Here is a 16,771-nt window from a genome sequence, read left to right as displayed (position 1 = left end):
GTTACAAGACCGGCAGCGAAAGATTCATCTCGGCTTGCACTTTTACGTGTTTGCGGTGCACAAATCAATCCGCGGCCGTTATGGAACGGATGAGATTTGGTTATGCTTTACGTAAGAAAAATTTTAAAAACACGCGGCGGGTAGCCGCGTGTTCTCTTTAAGTGAACGATAGGCGATTATTATTTCAGCGCCGCGTCGGTAATCTCGGTCGTGTAGGCGCCTTCGGGCTTCTTGGTGATGATCTTCTGGTCGAGCAGTGCCTTTACCGTGCGGTCGTAGGTGGCGGTATCGAGCTTACCCGTGCCGGTGCCGATCAGCTTGGCAACTTCGCCCATCATGCGCTTCTGGTGGTTCTCGTCCTGGCCGCCATTGTCCATGACGATTTCGGCGGCCTCCGCGGGGTTGGCGATGGCATATTTCCAGCCCTTCATCGAAGCGCGCACGAACTTGATCATGTTCTCCTTGAACTTCGCATCCTTGAGTTTCGGCTCCATGACATAGAGACCATCCTCCAGCAGGTCGTTGCCCATGGCGGTATAGTTGAAGACGATCAGGTCTTCCGGCTTGAAGCCGGCATCGATTGCCTGCCAATATTCGTTATAGGTCATGACCGAGATGCAGTTCGCCTGCTTCTGGATCAGCGGTTGCACGTCGAAGCTCTGCTTCAGCACGGTGACGCCGTCCTTGCCGCCTTCCGTCTTCAGGCCCAGCTTGTTCATCCAGGCAAAGAACGGATATTCGTTGCCGAAGAACCAGACGCCGAGCGTGTGGCCTTTGAAATCGGCCTCGGTCTTCACCGGGCCGTCCTTGGGGCAGATCATCTGCAGGCCGGATTTCTGGTAGGGCTGAGCGATATTGATCAGCGGCACGCCCTTTTCGCGAGCAACCAATGCGCCGCCCATCCAGTCGACGATCACGTCCGCGCCACCACCGGCGATCACCTGTTCCGGCGCGATGTCGGGACCGCCGGGCTTGATCGTCACATCCAGGCCTTCCTCCTTGTAAAAGCCCTTGTCCTTCGCAACGTAATAACCGCCGAACTGGCCTTGCGCGACCCATTTCAACTGCAACGTCACCTTGTCGGCGGCCATCGCCTGGGCGGCTGCGAGCGACATCGTGCCCGCCATCAGTGCCATCATCGTCTTCTTCATTGTCGTTTTCCCTCTGTGGTTTGCCGGTCCCTCTCAAGCCGGGGCCGGATTTCAGCGGCTAACCCCCACGGTTAGACGGATGCCAGAACGTCGTCGCTCTCTCCGCGAGCGCCACGACACCATAAAAAACCGATCCGGTGAGCGCCGCAACGGCGATTTCGGCCCAGACCATATCGACATTCATGCGGCCGATTTCGGTCGAAATGCGGAAACCCATGCCGACGATCGGCGTGCCGAAGAATTCCGCGACGATCGCGCCGATCAGCGCCAGCGTGGAATTGATCTTCAAGGCGTTGAAGATGAAGGGCATGGCGGCCGGCAGGCGCAGCTTTGCCAGCGTTTGCCAGTAGCCGGAGGCGTAGGAACGCATCAGATCGCGCTCCATGGCGCCCGATGCCGTAAGCCCCACCACCGTGTTCACCAGCATCGGGAAGAAGGTCATGACGATCACCACCGCCGCCTTGGACTGCCAGTCGAAGCCGAACCACATGACCATGATCGGTGCGACGCCGATGATCGGCAGGGCGGATACCATGTTGCCGATCGGAATGAGACCCCTGCGCAGGAAAGCGAAGCGATCGGCGAGGATCGCGACGACAAAGCCGCTAGCGCATCCGACCACGTAGCCGAACAGGACCGCCTTGAAGATGGTCTGCTGCACATCGGCCCAGAGGATCGGCACGGAGCCTGCAAGACGGGCGCCGATCGCCGACGGTGGCGGCAGCAAGATGAAGGGAATGCCGAAACCGCGGGTGATCGCCTCCCAGATGATCAGGATCCAGGCGCCGAAGATCGCCGGGATCAGCAGTCTGAGGAATGTGCTGCCGGCGGCCGATTTCGCATGGATGCCGGACAGGACTGCGACGCAGCGCCAAGCGATCAGCCAGGAAGCGGTGACCATGAGGAAGAAAGCAAGCGTCGCCTTGCCCTCGTTGCCGGCGATGCCCGCCAGCAGCAACCAGGCGGCGAGATGGGCGACGACGAAGAGGATCGTCGAGAGAAGGGACGGCGAGATCCCCGCGAACGAGATCAGTGCCGTACCGGCAATCATGAGGAAGATCAGGAGGAGAGTGCCGGTGCCGAAGGGCGCGGGCGCGTCCGCCGCCAGCAGCGGCAGCGAGGCGAAGGCCGCCAGGCAGAGGATCAGGGCAACGGCGCCCTGCCAGGAGCGGAGAAAAACGGTCATGCCAGCCTCCCGCCCATCGACCGGTCGACGATCTTGCCGACGATGCCGACGATGGTGACCAGCAAGGCAGCGAGGACCGACCCGGCGATCAGGGCGGCCCAGATATCGATCGTCTGGCTGTAATAGGCGCCGGCGAGTAGTTTCGAGCCGATGCCGGCGACCGCGCCGGTCGGCAGTTCTCCGACGATCGCGCCGACGAGGCTTGCGGCGATCGCCACCTTCATGGACGTGAAGAGGAAGGGGATCGAAGCCGGCACGCGCAGCTTCCAGAAGGTCTGGCCGGCGCTGGCATGATAGGTGCGCATCAGATCGAGCTGGATGAGTTCCGGCGACCGCAAGCCCTTCACCATGCCGACCGCGACCGGAAAGAAGGACAGATAAGTGGAAATCAGCGCCTTCGGGAGAAGCCCGGTAATATTGACCGCTCCAAGCACGACGATGACCATGGGCGCGACCGCCAGGATCGGCACGGTCTGCGAGGCGATGATCCAGGGCATCAGGCTGCGGTCGAGCGCCTTCACGTGCACGATGCCGACGGCGATCAGGATGCCGAGCAGCGTGCCCATGGTGAAACCGGCGACGGTCGAGGACAATGTCACCCAGCCATGATAGACGAGGCTGCGGTTCGAGCTCACGCTGCGCAGGAACGTGTTTTCGAAGACGTTGCTCACCACCTGGTGGGGCGCGGGCAGGACGGGCTTCGGTTGTGCCATGGTCTTCTGGAAGAATTCCATGGCCGTCGACGTGACGTTGCCGCGCCGATCGAGATCGCGCTGAAAGGGCGAGTTCATGACGTAGGCCGCGACATACCATATTGCGATGATGACCAGGAGAACGGTGACGACCGGCAGGATGCGGTGCTGGAGGAGTCTTTCCTTCTGCATCAGCTTTTCGCCTCCAGCGGAAACAGCATCAGTATCATGGCGGCCACACCCAGGCCGACACCGGCAAGCTGTGTGGTGCTCAGTCGCTCGCCGAACATGAAAAAGGCGATGATGTTGACGAGCAGCAGCTGGGCGATGGCGGATGCCGAAATCGCCAGCCCCAGCCCGCCTTCGCGCATCAGCCGCACCATCATCAGGTTGCCGACGCAATAGAGGAGGAGCGAGAAGACGAGCAGGACGATATTGCTGCTGGCGATATAGGCGCGCGACGCGGTGGCCGCGGAGAGAAACACCACCATTGCGCCGGCCAGCCAGAGAAGGAAGACGGGATTCATGCCTCACTCCTCATAACTGTGCCCCGCTCTCAGACCCTCGCGGACCCGGTGGGCGATTTCCAGGAATTCGGGCGTCTCGCGGATTTCCAGAGGCCGCTCCTTTGGCAGCGTGGAGTCGATCACATCCGTCACCCGGCCGGGGCGTGGCGACATGACGACGATCCTGGTCGAGAGATAGACTGCTTCGGGAATGGAATGGGTGACGAAACAGATGGTTTTCTGCGTGCGAGCCCAGAGTTTCAGGAGCTGTTCGTTCAGATGGTCGCGGACGATCTCGTCGAGCGCACCGAAGGGCTCGTCCATCAGGAGAAGATCGGCATCGAAGGCGAGCGCGCGGGCGATCGAGGCGCGCTGCTGCATCCCGCCGGAAAGCTGCCAAGGATATTTCTTGCCGAATCCGGCGAGGTTGACGAGGTCCAGGGTGCGCTCGATGCGGGCTTTGCGGTCGGTCGCCGAATAGCCCATGATTTCCAGCGGAAGGGCGATGTTCTTTTCGATCGTTCGCCAGGGATAGAGCGCCGGCGCCTGGAAGACATAGCCGTAGGAGCGGGATTTTCGCGCCTCTTCCGGCGTCATGCCGTTGACGGTGATTTCGCCGGACGTCGCCTTCTCCAGATCGGCAATGACGCGCAGGAACGTCGTCTTGCCGCAGCCGGAGGGGCCGATGAAGGAAACGAAGTCGCCCTTGTTCACCGTGAGGTCGACATTCGACAATGCATGGACCGGGCCGTCGCCGGTCTCGAAGGTGAGGCCGAGCTTTCTGGCCGAGACGACGGAGGATGGGGCATTGTTCATCGGCATTTCGGCATTGGTCCCAGTTTGGTGCCGTCCGTGAAGCTGACGGTGTAGCCTTTGGCGGATTTGGTGATAGTCACCGTGTCTTCCGGCCCGACTTCCCCTTCGGCATCGCATTGCGCCTTGATGGTGAAACCGTTCGCAGTCTTCTTCGGAGCACCCTTGAATTCGCAGGCGGAAACGGAAGTCGTCACGCCTTCGTCGTTCAGCAGCAGAAAGTCGTCGACGCCGGACGATTCGCCGGTCTTGGCATAGGTGCAGCCTTCCTTGCTGCCATAGGCGCCGTCGAGGAATGTCGCGGCCCTGGCGGGAACGGCAATCGACATCGCGGCAAGGACCGCAGATGCGATGGTCAAGCGGATCGTATTCAATGACATTTCTCGAAAGGTCCCCATTCAAGCCCGTCTGCGAAGCGCACAGTATAGACATCGCCATTGCACAGGATATCGATCATTGCCGCGCGCGGATCTTCTTTTCGTTGGCCCCGGCTCCCGTGCTCGAACCGCCATGATATGCTGGCGGCAGATCCCGTTCGACAGAGGAATTTTGCCATGGACAGTACATCAAAACCCACCTGCCGTGTCGTGAGGCCCGGCGCTGCCTATGACGGCAAGCAGGGCTTGAGCTATTTCGAGGGGATCGCGGCGGAAACGGTCGGCTCCAAGGGTATCTGCATGCACCTCATCATCATTCCGCCGGGTGCCCGCGCCAAGGCGCATCTGCATGAAACCCATGAGACGGCGATCTACGTGCTCTCCGGTTCCGCCGTCACCTGGCATGGCGACCGGCTGGAGGAATGTGCTGAACTCTCGGCCGGCGAGATGATGTACATCCCGGCCGGCGTGCCGCACCTGCCGGCCAATATTTCCGGCGCGCCGTGCTCTGCGGTAATCGCGCGGACGGATCCAAACGAACAGGAGAGCGTGGTGTTGCTGCCGGAACTGGATGGGCTGGTGCCGGGTTAAAGCTCCGGAATTTGCGGTGTTGCTGCGCGCGGCCATCTCGTCCTGCTTACACCCCGCTGGCCGGTATGCCGGTGCGCTCCACCTTGCGCGGTGCGGTCAGGTCCTTCCAGGTCGACAGCGCCTTGTTGACTGCCTGGAAGGGCTCGCGCTTCACGAACTGGCCCTGTCCCTCCTGCGTCTTGACGACCGATTCTTCGATGGCCACCACACCGCGTGTTAGCGTGTAGCGCGGCAGACCGGTGACTTGCTTGCCTTCGAAGACGTTGTAGTCGATCGCCGACTGCTGGCTCTTGGCGCTGATCGTCTTGGACCGTTTCGGGTCCCAGACGACGATATCGGCATCCGCGCCGACCAAGATCGCACCCTTTCGCGGATAGATGTTCAGGATCTTGGCAATGTTGGTGGAGGTGACCGCCACGAACTCGTTCATGGTGATGCGGCCGGTCGCGACGCCATAGGTCCAGAGCATCGGCATGCGGTCTTCTAGGCCGCCGGTGCCGTTGGGGATCTTGCGGAAATCCCCGACGCCATACCGCTTCTGATCGGTGGTGAAGGCGCAATGATCGGTCGCCACCACCTGCAGAGAACCGGAGGCTAATCCGGCCCAGAGTGAATCCTGATGCTGCTTGTTGCGGAAGGGCGGGGACATGACCCGGCGGGCCGAATGATCCCAGTCCTTGTTGAAATACTCGCTTTCGTCGAGCGTCAGGTGCTGGATCAGCGGCTCGCCGTAGACCCGCATGCCGTTCTGCCGCGCGCGGCGGATCGCTTCATGCGCCTGTTCGCAGGACGTGTGGACGACGTAAAGCGGCACGCCCGCCATGTCGGCGATAATGATCGCGCGGTTGGTCGCTTCGCCTTCGACCGAAGCGGGACGCGAATAAGCGTGCGCCTCCGGGCCGTCATTGCCCTCATCCATCAGCTTGGTCTGCATGGCGGCGACCACGTCGCCGTTTTCCGCATGGACGAGCGGCAGGGCGCCGAGTTCGGCGCAGCGCTGGAAGGAGGCGAACATCTCGTCGTCGTTCACCATCAGAGCGCCTTTATAGGCCATGAAATGCTTGAAGGTGTTGATGCCGTGGTTGAGCACGACCGCCTTCATCTCGTTGAACACCTGCTCGCCCCACCACGTGACCGACATATGGAAGGAGTAGTCGCAATTGGCCCGTGTTGCCTTGTTGTCCCAGCGTTTCAGCGCGTCGAGCAGCGACTGGCCTGGTTCGGGCAGGCAGAAATCGACAACCATGGTGGTGCCGCCGGCAAGCGCCGCGCGCGTTCCGCTTTCGAAATCGTCCGCTGAATAGGTGCCCATAAACGGCATTTCGAGATGCACATGCGGATCGATGCCGCCCGGCATGACGTAACAGCCGGTGGCGTCCAGCGTGGTGTCGCCGACAAGGTTCTGGCCGATCTCGATGATTCTGCCGCCATCGATCTTCACGTCCGCCTTGTAGGTCAGGTCGGCGGTGACGATGGTTCCACCCTTGATGACTGTGGTCATGGCTGCTGTTCCTTATTCTTTTTCGTGAATGAGGCCGGCGCGTAGAAGCCGGATGCGGGATCTGCCTCAAGCCGACCGGACAGCGCGGCGAGGATCGTTTCAAGGACGGAGCGGCGTTCGCGCGAGATTTCGTGATTCCAGAAACGCACGACGGAATAGCCTTGGGTGTTCAACCAATCGGTACGTAGCCGGTCATAGGCGTTGTCGGCGTGTTGGGCGCCATCTACTTCGACGACGAGGTCGTGTTTGCGACAGAGGAAATCGACGATGTATGGGCCTAGTGGGACTTGGCGGGCGAATTTGTAACCGTTCAGCCTACGGGCGCGCAGGTCGCTCCAGAGTTGGTATTCTTCTTCTGTTTCGTTTTGGCGGAGTCGGCGGGCTTGGGATGTTTTTCCGGAGCGGTGTTTGCGGATATCCTGCTTTATGATTTTGATCGCTGTACCCGGAGCCCCCTCATCCGCCCTGCGGGCACCTTCTCCCCGAGGGGAGAAGGGGGAGTATGCCGTGGCCTCCGCACTTCCCTTCTCCCCGGCGGGGAGAAGGTGGCCCGAAGGGTCGGATGAGGGGGCTCCGGGCGCTACGGTCATCACCCCACAATCTCCGCCGTCTCCAGCACGGCGTGGAAGAGCACGTCCGCGCCCGCCGCCGCCCATTCCTTGGAAATCTCCTCGGCCTCGTTGTGCGACAACCCGCCGACGCAGGGGCACATGATCATGGTGGAGGGTGCGACCCTGGCGGCCCAGCAGGCGTCGTGACCGGCGCCGGAGATGATGTTCATGTGGCTGTAGCCGAGTTTTTCGGCGGCATTGCGGACGCGTTCGACGAGCGTCGGGTCGAAGGTCACGGGGTCGAAATGGCCGACCGCTTCCACCGAACAGCCCACGCCGAGTTTTTCGCAGATTTCGACCGCCTGTTTCTCGATCTTCGCCCGCATGCGGTCGAGCTTTTCCTGGGAGGGCGTGCGGATGTCTACGGTGAAGACCACTTTGCCCGGCAGGACGTTGCGGGAATTCGGGGAGAAAAAGACCTGGCCGACGCCGCCGACGGCGCCGGGCTGCTCGGCCATAGCCACTTCCTGCACCATTTCCAGAATGCGGCTCATGGCGAGGCCGGCATTGACGCGCATATTCATCGGCGTGGAGCCGGTATGGGCCTCTCTGCCGGTCAGCGTGAATTCCAACCACCAGAGGCCCTGACAATGAGTGACGACGCCAATCTGCTTTTCCTCGGCCTCAAGGATCGGCCCTTGTTCGATATGATATTCGAAATAGGCGTGCATTTTCCGCGCGCCGACCTCTTCATCGCCCACCCAGCCGATGCGCTTCAACTCGTCGCCGAAAGTCTTTCCTTCCGGGTCCTTGCGCGCATAGGCGTAGTCCATCGAATGCACGCCGGCGAAGACGCCGGAGGCGAGCATGGCAGGGGCGAACCGGGCGCCTTCCTCGTTGGTCCAGTTGGTGACGACGATCGGATGCTTCGTCCTGATGCCGAGATCGTTCATGGTGCGGACGACTTCGAGTCCGCCCAAAACCCCGAGTACGCCATCGTATTTGCCGCCGGTCGGCTGGGTATCGAGATGCGAACCGATGTAGACGGGCAGCGCATCCGGATCGGTGCCGGCACGGGTGGCGAACATCGTCCCCATCCTGTCGACGCCGATCGTCATGCCTTCGGCTTCGCACCATTTCTTGAAGAGGTTGCGGCCTTCGCCATCGGCATCCGTCAGGGTCTGGCGGTTGTTGCCGCCGGCAATGCCGGGGCCAATCTTCGCCATCTCCATGAGCATGTCCCAGAGACGGTCGCCGTTGACGCGCAAGTTCTCGCCCGGTGCTGCCACCATGTTCTCAAATCCTCGCCTGTTTCATGTTCCGCCCTTTGCGGGCGGCATGCTTGTCGTTCCCAGGAGGTCTCTTGCGTCCTTCCTTCGAGGGACGGAAGATCGGCATTGCCTTTATTGGCTTGTTGCCGATAATTTGACCGGTTGGTAAAACATTACAATTTCCGCGCTGTCACTCAAGCCGAAAATCACGAAAAATCCAGAGGAAATTCTGGAGGAGACGCCGGCGGTGACGCAAAGCGGAAAAGGGTGGAGACGTGAATGGCCATCCCGAGGGCGGCGAAGACACAAAGGCGCACGCGCATCCAAGAAGAGAAAGAGGAGCGCATCCTCGAAGCCGCGCTCGACGTGTTTTCCTCAAGCGGATTTCGCGGCTCCACCATCGACCAGATCGCCGAGGCGGCCGGCATGTCGAAGCCGAACCTGCTTTATTATTTCCGCACCAAAGAAGCGATCCACCGCCAGCTCATCGACCGGGTGCTGTTTACCTGGCTCGAACCGCTCCGGGCCTTCGATCCCGACGGCAATCCCGAATCGGAAATCCGTTCCTATATCCGCCGCAAGCTGGAAATGGCGCGGGATTTTCCACGCGAAAGCCGTCTTTTCGCCAATGAGATCCTGCAGGGCGCGCCGCATATCGAGGACGAGCTGAAGGGCCCGCTGAAGCAACTGGTCGATGAAAAGGCGGAGGTGATCCGCGCCTGGGCCCGTATGGGAAAGATCGCCAAATGCGATCCCTATCACCTGATCTTCTCGATCTGGTCCACGACCCAGCATTATGCTGACTTCGACGTGCAGGTGCGTGCGGTGCTGGGGCAGCACTATGCGGGCGAGGGCCGTTTCGAGGATGCGGCGCGGTTCCTGGAGGGGCTTTTCATGGAGGGGTTGAGGGTGAGGGGTGGCGTGATGTGAAGCCGCACCCGGATCGAGCCCTTCACCAACAAAGTCTAAGACTTAGCTCTCGCTAAGATCTGGATTTTGTAACCTCTCCTACAAGGGGAGAGATAGGCTGCCGAGCTTGCCGCGCGGTTATCTCTCCCCTTGTGGGAGAGATATTTCAACACATTAGCTTCAGCTAAGTGTTGGAAATCGCAAGTGAAGGGATTGGCTCCCGCCATTGCTCTTCCCGAAACCCACAAACAAAAAACGCCGGCATTTCGCCGGCGTTTTTCTCCTGGGAGGCCCTCGAAAGGGCGGCATATCGATCAGGCGGCTGCCGAAGAGTAGCCAGTAGTCGGGACTTCCGAGATCGTCTTCAGAACCTGAGAGGCGATCTGGTAGGGATCGCCCTGGGAGTTCGGACGACGATCTTCGAGGTAGCCGCGGTAATCGTTCTTGATGAACGAGTGCGGAACGCGGATCGAGGCGCCGCGGTCGGCAACGCCGTAGGAGAACTTGTTCCACGGGGCGGTTTCGTGCTTGCCGGTCAGACGCATGTGATTGTCCGGGCCATAGACGTCGATGTGGGCCATCAGGTTCTTGTCGAACTGCGCCATCAGGGCCTCGAAATAAGCCTTACCGCCGACTTCGCGCATGAACTTGGTCGAGAAGTTGCAGTGCATGCCGGAGCCGTTCCAGTCGGTGTCGCCGAGCGGCTTGCAGTGGAACTCGATGTCGATGCCATACTTTTCGCAGAGGCGGAGAAGCAGGTAGCGCGCCATCCAGATCTGGTCGGCGGCCTTCTTGGAGCCTTTGCCGAAAATCTGGAATTCCCACTGGCCCTTGGCCACTTCGGCGTTGATGCCTTCGTGGTTGATGCCGGCAGCGAGGCAGAGGTCGAGATGCTCCTCGACGATTTCGCGGGCGACGGAGCCGACATTCTTGTAACCGACTCCGGTGTAGTACGGACCCTGCGGAGCCGGGTAGCCGGTTTCCGGGAAGCCGAGCGGACGGCCGTTTTCGTAGAAGAAGTATTCCTGCTCGAAGCCGAACCATGCGTCCTCGTCATCGAGGATGGTCGCACGGCTGTTCGACGGATGCGGCGTGACGCCATCCGGCATCATCACTTCGCACATGACGAGAGCGCCGTTGGTGCGGGCCGGGTCCGGATAAACGGCGACGGGCTTCAGCACGCAATCGGACGAGCGGCCTTCAGCCTGCATCGTGGACGAACCATCGAAGCCCCAGAGCGGCAGCTGCTCGAGTGTCGGGAAGCTTTCGAATTCCTTGATCTGCGTCTTGCCACGCAGGTTCGGTACGGGGGTGTAACCGTCGAGCCAGATATACTCGAGCTTATACTTGGTCATTTTTTATCTCTCAGGCCGTGAGTTTCATGGTTGAGCCATCCTGAGGTCGCGGCACGACAGGCGCCGCGCCTCCGGGATGAGAGATTGAACGCATATCCCGTGCCAGTTTCGATGCGCGCGCCGATTTTTTTCTGAAAAAGCGCAAACGGACAGGAAGGCAGCCTTTTTCGCCAGCCCTTCCAGTGGCGTAGATAAGCGGAGGCTCATGAAAACCAGTGGTTTTTAAGCTTTCGCGAGGTTTTGTCGGAACTTCAGCGCGTCAGCACACGTTTTTTGCAAATGAGGGGTCCTCGGAGCAAATCGATCCCGCAATGTCATGGTTCGGCTAATTTAGCGCCTAGCGCATCAGGCTGAATTGATGTAAAATAAGGCAATAAGCACAAAAAATGTGCAGATTTGTGCCGTGTATGTTTGAATGCACTTATGAAGTTAGGAGACGATCGGATGACCACCAACATCCATCGTGAAACCGCCAAAGTCTATCAGTTCCCGATTCGCCAGCGGGTGCGCCTGGACAATGGCCGGACTTTGCCGACCGGTATCTACGATGTAGCGCCGGCCGTGGTCGATACCAATTGCTGGTATCACGACGAAGCCGTTCGGGAGTCCACAAAGACGGATCGGCCGAAACCCTGTTGAGCGACCAATAAAAAGGCCCCGCCATTGCTGACGTGGCCCAATTTGGTCCTTCTTCTCTTTCAGAGCGCGAAGACCTTCAGCATCGCGTAGCCGAATATTGCGATGAAAAGCCAGCCGAAGGCTCCGAGGGCCAGCGGCCTCCAGCCTTCCGCTTTCAGTTTGCCGATATTGGCCTGAAGCCCCATTGCCGCCAATGCCATAGACAAAAGGAAGTTGGTGAGCGTCGCAAGTCCCTTGCTTGCGTCTGGCGGAATCGCGACAGCGCTGTTGACCAGCATCATTCCCACAAAGCCCAGCACGAACCAGGGCATCGGCGCGGAAGCCCTGGCTGCGCCGTCTGAGCTCGATCGCATGGCCAGCGCCAGCGTCATGATCAGCGGCGCCAGCATTACCACGCGGGCGAGCTTGGATATTGTGCCGAACTGGCCGGCGACGTCGCCGCCCTGAAACGAGGCCGCCACGACCTGCGCCACTTCATGAATGGTGGCGCCGGTCCAGAGGCCGTAAGCGCGGGCATCGAGGCCCAGCGGCGTGGAAAGCAGCGGATAGGCGAGCATCGAGAGCGAGCCGCACAACGTCACGCAGGCGACGGCATAGGCCACGTGTTCCTGCTTTCCCCGCACGACCGTATTCGCCGCAATGACGGCGGAGGCGCCGCAGACCGACGTGCCGGCGGCGATCAAATCGGTTAATGCGCGGTCGACGCCCATCATCCGGCCGGCGATACGAATGGCCATGAAAGTCGCGACGAGCGTCAAGGCGACCATGGCAAGCCCTGAGCCCCCGAGTGAGAGGATCTGAGTCGCCGTAACCTGCAGACCGAGGAGGACGATGCCCAAGCGCAGGATACGCTTCAGCGAAAGACCGATGCCGGGTTCGGCAGCGGCCGGAACGGACAAGGTGTTGCGGATCAGCATACCGATGATGATCGACATAATAAGGGGGCTCAACGTCATCCAGCCGGTGAAGTTGCGGATGGCGAAGGCGGTGAGAGCAATCGCGGCTGTGAGTGTGAGGCCCGGAAGAAATCCCAGGATGGCTGGCAGACGGATCGGGGAAGAGGAGGTTCCGTGTTCTGCCGTTCGAGTCATCGGCTTCATGATTTTTCCGAATATTCGTATTCTTTTCGAAAATCATTCTTCATTTCGTAGAAAGATAAATCCAATTGATAAGTATTGTGATATCATTCGTTAAAATCGAATGGTTGGTGGAATGACGCTCGAACAGCTTCGGATTTTCCTGGAAGTCGCGAACCGCGAACACGTTACGCGAGCTTCGGAGGCGCTGAATCTCACCCAGTCGGCGGTGAGTGCGGCCATTTCTGCCCTTGAGGCGCGGCATGCGGTCGTTCTTTTCAACCGCGTGGGACGACGGATCGAACTCACCGAGGCCGGCCGGCTTTTCGTGCCGGAGGCGCGCGCCGTTCTGGAGCGGGCACTGTCGGCGGAGCACATGCTCGCCGATCTCGGCGGCTCGGCTACCGGCATCTTGCGTGTGCATGCCAGCCAGACGGTTGCCAGTTACTGGCTGCCTTCGCGGCTTGTGAGCTACCACGAGCGTTTTCCGCGGGTGGACGTGCGCTTGACGGTCGGCAATACCCAAAGCGCGGCAGAAGCCGTGCTTTCCGGCGCAGCCGAGATGGCGGTCGTCGAAGGCGATGTTTTCCTGCCTGGTCTCAGACGTCGCAAGGTTGCCGAGGACCGGCTGGTGCTGGTGGTCGGCAGACGCCACCCGTGGGCGGATGGGCGCAAGATCCTCTCCAGCGACCTTCTGGAAACGAACTGGATCATGCGCGAGAAAGGATCGGGCACGCGTTCCGCTTTCGAAGCGCAGTTGACCAATCTGGGGATCGAGCCACAATCGCTTTCGGTCGTGCTCGAAATGCCCTCGAACGAAGCAGCCATGGCGGCAGTCGAGGCCGGGCTTGCCGCGACCGTGCTTTCGAGCCGCGCCGCCTCGTCGCATTCCTTCTCCGGCCGGCTGCAGATCGCCGACTTCGCGATGCCGCTCCGGCAGTTTTCGGCACTTTATCATGGAGAGCGGCATGTCACCCGGGCTCTCCGGGCCATGCTCGATCTTTTGGATGAGGCGGCGGACGGGGCCGAATAGGAGCCGCAATTGGATGTTCAAGTGAACATATGAAGTTATCTCGTTCATTTTTGTTGAACGCTACGTGCCCAACTCACGGTCTATCGATGTCCGCCGATATGCACCATCTTCTGTCTCGCAAGCACGGCAACGTGCTTCGAAAAACAGAGATCACGCATATAGGAGAGGGGTTCGAGATACTCAGCCCCGTCACACGAAAGGACCAAGACAATGACCAAGATCACCTCCGCCATCGCCGCTGCCTTCATCGCTTCGGCTTCCTTCGGTTCCGTCGCCCTTGCCGAAGGCGACTATTACGACGGGGTTTCGAAGGCTGGCACTGCTGTTGACAACGTTCAGACCGCCAGCATTGGCCAGAAGGCAGATGCTCAGAAGCTCCAAAGCGACATCAACAGCGGCGACTATTTCAACGGCGCCAATCGTCCGAACTAACCGCAACTCATTCAAGACACCGAAACAAGATCCGCAGGCCAGGTCGCAAACTTCAAGCCGCGGACAACTCTGAAGGGACTACCACAATGACCAAGATCACTTCCGCCATCGCCGCTGCCTTCATCGCTTCGGCTTCCTTCGCTTCCGTCGCTCTCGCCGATGGCGATTACTACGAAGGCGCTTCCAAGGCTTCCGCTTCCATTTCGGTCGATCAGCTGAGCACCGGCAGCATCGCTCAGAAGGCCGACGCCCCGAAGGCTCAGGTCAACAGCGGCGACTATTTCGATGGCGCCAACCGCCCGCTCTAACGTATGCCGCGTGCAGAACGAAGAGGGCCCGGCATTTGCCGGGCCTCTTTGTTTTCGGATTTATTCCATCAGATCAGGCAGTTCCGATGCCAGGGTATCGATCGCCAGCCTGACCTTCGGCAGCATGACCGGCGATTTCGGCCAGACCGCATGGGTCTCGAAGGTCACCGAGGGTACCGACGTCAGAACCTGCCGCAACCGGCCGCTTGCGACATGGCCGCGTATCATCCAGCAGGGCAGCCAGGCGAGACCATGGCCGTTACAGGCAGCTTCCAGGATCGCATCGAGATCGTCGAGCCTCAGCCGCGAGCGCGGCAGCACGACCCGCCATGGATCTTCCGGCGAAGGGAAGACCCACGTGTCGTGGCTTTCCCGCTTGCCGTATACGATGCCTTCGTGTCTCGGGATGTCCTCGAGATTTTGCGGCTCCCCTCGCTTTTCCAGATAGTCCGGCGAGGCGCACACGGTCAGGCGCTGGAAGGCGATCCGGCGCGCCATGATTTCCGCATCGTCCTTCAGCCGGCCGTTGCGGACTGCAAGGTCGAAACCGTCTCCGGGAAGATCGGCGACCCGGTCGCTGAAGGAAAGGTCGAGTTCGAGATCCGGATGTTTATCGAGCAGCCCGATAAGGATCGGCGCGACGCATCGGCGGCCGAAGATCACCGGCATGGTGACACGCAGCTTGCCGCGAACTGCGCGGCGACCGGATTCGAGTTCGGCTTCCCCTAGGCGGATTTCCTCGACGGCTCTCAGGCACCGCTCATAGAAGAAGCGGCCTTCCTCCGTCAGATTCTGGCTACGGGTCGTGCGGTGAAACAGCCGCACGCCCAGTCTTTCCTCCAGCCTTGCCACCGTTTTGCCGATGGCCGAGCGCGTCAGGTTCAGCTTTTTAGCAGCGGCAGAAAAGCCGCCGGCTTCCACGGTTTCGACAAAAACCGGAATGTCTCTTAATTGCTCCATTGTATCCTCAGCGGAACCATTATGGCGAGATAGTATCGCAACTGCCGATACATTTTCAACGATATGATCTCTCATCGTTATCTTGAAGGAGTGATCTGATGAGAGTGGCAAGGCAATGGAGCATCGCGGCTGTCGGCCCGCAGGATTTTCGTATCCGCGAGGCTGAGGTTTCGCCTCCCGCTGCCGGTGAGGTTCTGGTGCGCGTACAGGCAGTATCGCTGAATTTCCGCGACAAGCTGGTCATGGAGAGCGGCATGGGCCTGCCGCTCCAGCTGCCCTTCGTCCCGGCTTCGGACATGGCCGGCACCATCGAGGCCATCGGACCGAGCGTGAGCCGATTCAAGCCGGGCGACAAGGTGATCTCCACCTTCATGCCCGGCCGTATCGAAGGAAAGCCCCTGGGAAATGCCAGCAACCCTCCCCATAAGACGCTCGGCGGCTTTCATCCCGGCGTGCTTTCCGAATATGTGACCTTCCCGGCGGACTGGTTCGTCGAAGCGCCGAAGAGCCTCGATGCCGGCGAGGCCAGCACGCTCCCCTGTGCCGGGCTGACGGCCTGGATGGCGCTGATCGAAAGCGGTTGTCTGAAGGCCGGTGACAAGGTGCTGATCCAGGGCACAGGCGGCGTGGCGCTGTTTGCACTGCAGATCGCCAAGGCGCATGGCGCGGAGGTCTTCATCACATCTTCCAGCGCTGCGAAGCTCGAAAAGGTGCGGACATTGGGCGCCGATCATTTGCTGGCACGCGAGGGCTGGTTGGAACGGCTGCTCGACCTGACGGATGGTTATGGCGCCGATCATGTGCTCGATATCGCCGGCGGTTCGGGTTTCGCACAGGCCCTGAATGCGGTGGCCGTGGGCGGACGGATCTCGCTGATCGGCGTCTTCGACGGTTTCGAGATTTCCGGCTCGGCGGCCCCGCTGCTGCAGAAGGCGCCGGTGGTGCAGGGCATCGCGGTCGGATATCGCCGGGCGCTCGAGGATTTCGTGCGGGCGGTGGATGCGATCGGCCTGAAGCCGGTGATCGATCGGCGCTACCGCTTCGAGGAGGCAGAACAGGCGTTCGCGCATCTCGACCGTGGGCCGTTCGGAAAGATCGTCATCGAGTTTTGACGGGAAGCTGGCCGGATGCCCGAGCCGGCCGGCTCCTTCTCACGCGGGGGCCATCAATCGCGATCCCTGACGAGCGTTCCCAGCATCGGAACCGGGCGCTCGCGGTTCGACGCCTGACCGGCATGCTGGAAATGCTGGAGCATCGGAAGGCGGATGCGGCCCGGCAGAAACGTTTTCTCGCCAACCGCAATATTGAGCGGGGTAACGAGGTGAAGACGTTCCGGCTCTGACTGGACGGGGCCTTCCCGAGGTCTCCGTCAATCTCGTCGCCTTGTCATCAAGGTTGTGCTAAAATAATTCCCATGAAA

The 16,771-nt window shown here is 60.5% G+C and carries 19 protein-coding genes; 7 read left to right on the top strand and 12 right to left on the bottom strand.

The genetic code is table 11. From position 1 onward, the window contains the following. Positions 1 to 179 precede the first annotated feature (179 nt). From DMO26_RS08730 to DMO26_RS08705, 6 genes are read right to left on the bottom strand one after another with little or no spacing between them, the layout of a single operon-like run. A complete protein-coding gene (locus tag DMO26_RS08730; RefSeq protein ID WP_117191677.1) occupies positions 180 to 1,151 on the bottom strand; it encodes an ABC transporter substrate-binding protein in 972 nt (323 codons plus the stop codon). A 58-nt stretch (positions 1,152 to 1,209) separates the two neighbouring features. Further along, positions 1,210 to 2,337 carry an ABC transporter permease gene (locus DMO26_RS08725; protein ID WP_117191676.1) on the bottom strand — a complete coding sequence of 376 codons (1,128 nt, stop codon included), beginning with the start codon at positions 2,335 to 2,337 and terminating at the stop codon, positions 1,210 to 1,212. Then, entirely contained in the window at positions 2,334 to 3,221 is an 888-nt protein-coding gene (locus DMO26_RS08720; protein ID WP_117191675.1) for an ABC transporter permease, read from the bottom strand. Before DMO26_RS08720 ends, DMO26_RS08725 begins: the two co-directional genes overlap by 4 nt. Further along, a complete protein-coding gene (locus tag DMO26_RS08715; RefSeq protein WP_117191674.1) occupies positions 3,221 to 3,556 on the bottom strand; it encodes a hypothetical protein in 336 nt (111 codons plus the stop codon). The genes DMO26_RS08720 and DMO26_RS08715 overlap by 1 nt, the downstream gene beginning before the upstream one ends. A gap of 3 nt (positions 3,557 to 3,559) precedes the next feature. Continuing rightward, on the bottom strand, positions 3,560 to 4,351 hold the full coding sequence (locus DMO26_RS08710; protein WP_117191673.1) for an ABC transporter ATP-binding protein: 792 nt from the start codon (positions 4,349 to 4,351) through the stop codon (positions 3,560 to 3,562). Continuing rightward, the gene (locus DMO26_RS08705) at positions 4,348 to 4,707 is read right to left on the bottom strand and encodes a hypothetical protein (protein WP_226951238.1); all 360 of its coding nucleotides are present in this window, start codon (positions 4,705 to 4,707) and stop codon (positions 4,348 to 4,350) included. The genes DMO26_RS08710 and DMO26_RS08705 overlap by 4 nt, the downstream gene beginning before the upstream one ends. Before the next feature lie 195 nt (positions 4,708 to 4,902). On the opposite strand from DMO26_RS08705, the gene DMO26_RS08700 reads away from it, so the two are divergent. Then, complete coding sequence (locus DMO26_RS08700; protein ID WP_117191671.1) at positions 4,903 to 5,316, top strand: cupin domain-containing protein; 414 nt, start codon at positions 4,903 to 4,905, stop codon at positions 5,314 to 5,316. A 46-nt stretch (positions 5,317 to 5,362) separates the two neighbouring features. Here DMO26_RS08700 and hydA read toward each other — a convergent pair whose 3' ends face one another. Genes hydA through DMO26_RS08685 form a run of 3 tightly spaced genes read right to left on the bottom strand, consistent with a single transcriptional unit; the run spans position 5,363 to position 8,657 of the window. Then, positions 5,363 to 6,817, bottom strand: coding sequence for a dihydropyrimidinase (gene hydA / locus DMO26_RS08695; RefSeq protein ID WP_117191670.1), 1,455 nt, complete (start codon positions 6,815 to 6,817; stop codon positions 5,363 to 5,365). Next, positions 6,814 to 7,410 carry an endonuclease domain-containing protein gene (locus DMO26_RS08690; protein ID WP_117191669.1) on the bottom strand — a complete coding sequence of 199 codons (597 nt, stop codon included), beginning with the start codon at positions 7,408 to 7,410 and terminating at the stop codon, positions 6,814 to 6,816. Before DMO26_RS08690 ends, hydA begins: the two co-directional genes overlap by 4 nt. Further along, the gene (locus tag DMO26_RS08685) at positions 7,407 to 8,657 is read right to left on the bottom strand and encodes a Zn-dependent hydrolase (RefSeq protein ID WP_117191924.1); all 1,251 of its coding nucleotides are present in this window, start codon (positions 8,655 to 8,657) and stop codon (positions 7,407 to 7,409) included. Before DMO26_RS08685 ends, DMO26_RS08690 begins: the two co-directional genes overlap by 4 nt. Before the next feature lie 261 nt (positions 8,658 to 8,918). Between DMO26_RS08685 and DMO26_RS08680 the strand changes: the two genes are divergently transcribed. After that, on the top strand, positions 8,919 to 9,569 hold the full coding sequence (locus DMO26_RS08680) for a TetR family transcriptional regulator C-terminal domain-containing protein (RefSeq protein WP_117191667.1): 651 nt from the start codon (positions 8,919 to 8,921) through the stop codon (positions 9,567 to 9,569). 293 nt (positions 9,570 to 9,862) lie between these two features. Here the strand turns inward: DMO26_RS08680 and DMO26_RS08675 are convergent, their stop codons facing one another. Continuing rightward, the gene (locus DMO26_RS08675) at positions 9,863 to 10,903 is read right to left on the bottom strand and encodes a glutamine synthetase beta-grasp domain-containing protein (RefSeq protein ID WP_117191665.1); all 1,041 of its coding nucleotides are present in this window, start codon (positions 10,901 to 10,903) and stop codon (positions 9,863 to 9,865) included. A gap of 444 nt (positions 10,904 to 11,347) precedes the next feature. Between DMO26_RS08675 and DMO26_RS08670 the strand changes: the two genes are divergently transcribed. Continuing rightward, positions 11,348 to 11,542, top strand: coding sequence for a DUF2735 domain-containing protein (locus DMO26_RS08670; protein ID WP_117191663.1), 195 nt, complete (start codon positions 11,348 to 11,350; stop codon positions 11,540 to 11,542). A gap of 59 nt (positions 11,543 to 11,601) precedes the next feature. Here the strand turns inward: DMO26_RS08670 and DMO26_RS08665 are convergent, their stop codons facing one another. Further along, positions 11,602 to 12,642 carry a YeiH family protein gene (locus DMO26_RS08665; protein ID WP_117191661.1) on the bottom strand — a complete coding sequence of 347 codons (1,041 nt, stop codon included), beginning with the start codon at positions 12,640 to 12,642 and terminating at the stop codon, positions 11,602 to 11,604. 112 nt (positions 12,643 to 12,754) lie between these two features. On the opposite strand from DMO26_RS08665, the gene DMO26_RS08660 reads away from it, so the two are divergent. The 3 genes from DMO26_RS08660 to DMO26_RS08650 all read left to right on the top strand — a co-directional run bounded on the left by DMO26_RS08660 (position 12,755) and on the right by DMO26_RS08650 (position 14,391). Beyond that, on the top strand, positions 12,755 to 13,651 hold the full coding sequence (locus DMO26_RS08660) for a LysR substrate-binding domain-containing protein (protein WP_117191660.1): 897 nt from the start codon (positions 12,755 to 12,757) through the stop codon (positions 13,649 to 13,651). Positions 13,652 to 13,861: 210 nt separating this feature from the next. Beyond that, positions 13,862 to 14,083 (top strand): hypothetical protein, encoded by a 222-nt coding sequence (locus tag DMO26_RS08655; protein ID WP_117191656.1) that lies wholly within the window; start codon positions 13,862 to 13,864, stop codon positions 14,081 to 14,083. Positions 14,084 to 14,169: 86 nt separating this feature from the next. Beyond that, on the top strand, positions 14,170 to 14,391 hold the full coding sequence (locus DMO26_RS08650; protein ID WP_117191655.1) for a hypothetical protein: 222 nt from the start codon (positions 14,170 to 14,172) through the stop codon (positions 14,389 to 14,391). A gap of 60 nt (positions 14,392 to 14,451) precedes the next feature. Here DMO26_RS08650 and DMO26_RS08645 read toward each other — a convergent pair whose 3' ends face one another. Next, positions 14,452 to 15,351: a LysR family transcriptional regulator gene (locus DMO26_RS08645; protein WP_117191653.1), complete on the bottom strand. Its 900-nt coding sequence runs from the start codon at positions 15,349 to 15,351 to the stop codon at positions 14,452 to 14,454. A gap of 98 nt (positions 15,352 to 15,449) precedes the next feature. On the opposite strand from DMO26_RS08645, the gene DMO26_RS08640 reads away from it, so the two are divergent. Next, positions 15,450 to 16,463, top strand: a complete 1,014-nt coding sequence (locus DMO26_RS08640; RefSeq protein WP_117191651.1) for a zinc-dependent alcohol dehydrogenase family protein — start codon at positions 15,450 to 15,452, stop codon at positions 16,461 to 16,463. Positions 16,464 to 16,771 lie beyond the last annotated feature (308 nt).

This window comes from Rhizobium terrae, from assembly GCF_003425685.1.
Taxonomy (GTDB): Bacteria; Pseudomonadota; Alphaproteobacteria; order Rhizobiales; family Rhizobiaceae; genus Neorhizobium; species Neorhizobium terrae.
Note: the sequence above shows the minus strand (reverse complement) of the source record. Positions and strands in the feature narration are given on the sequence as shown.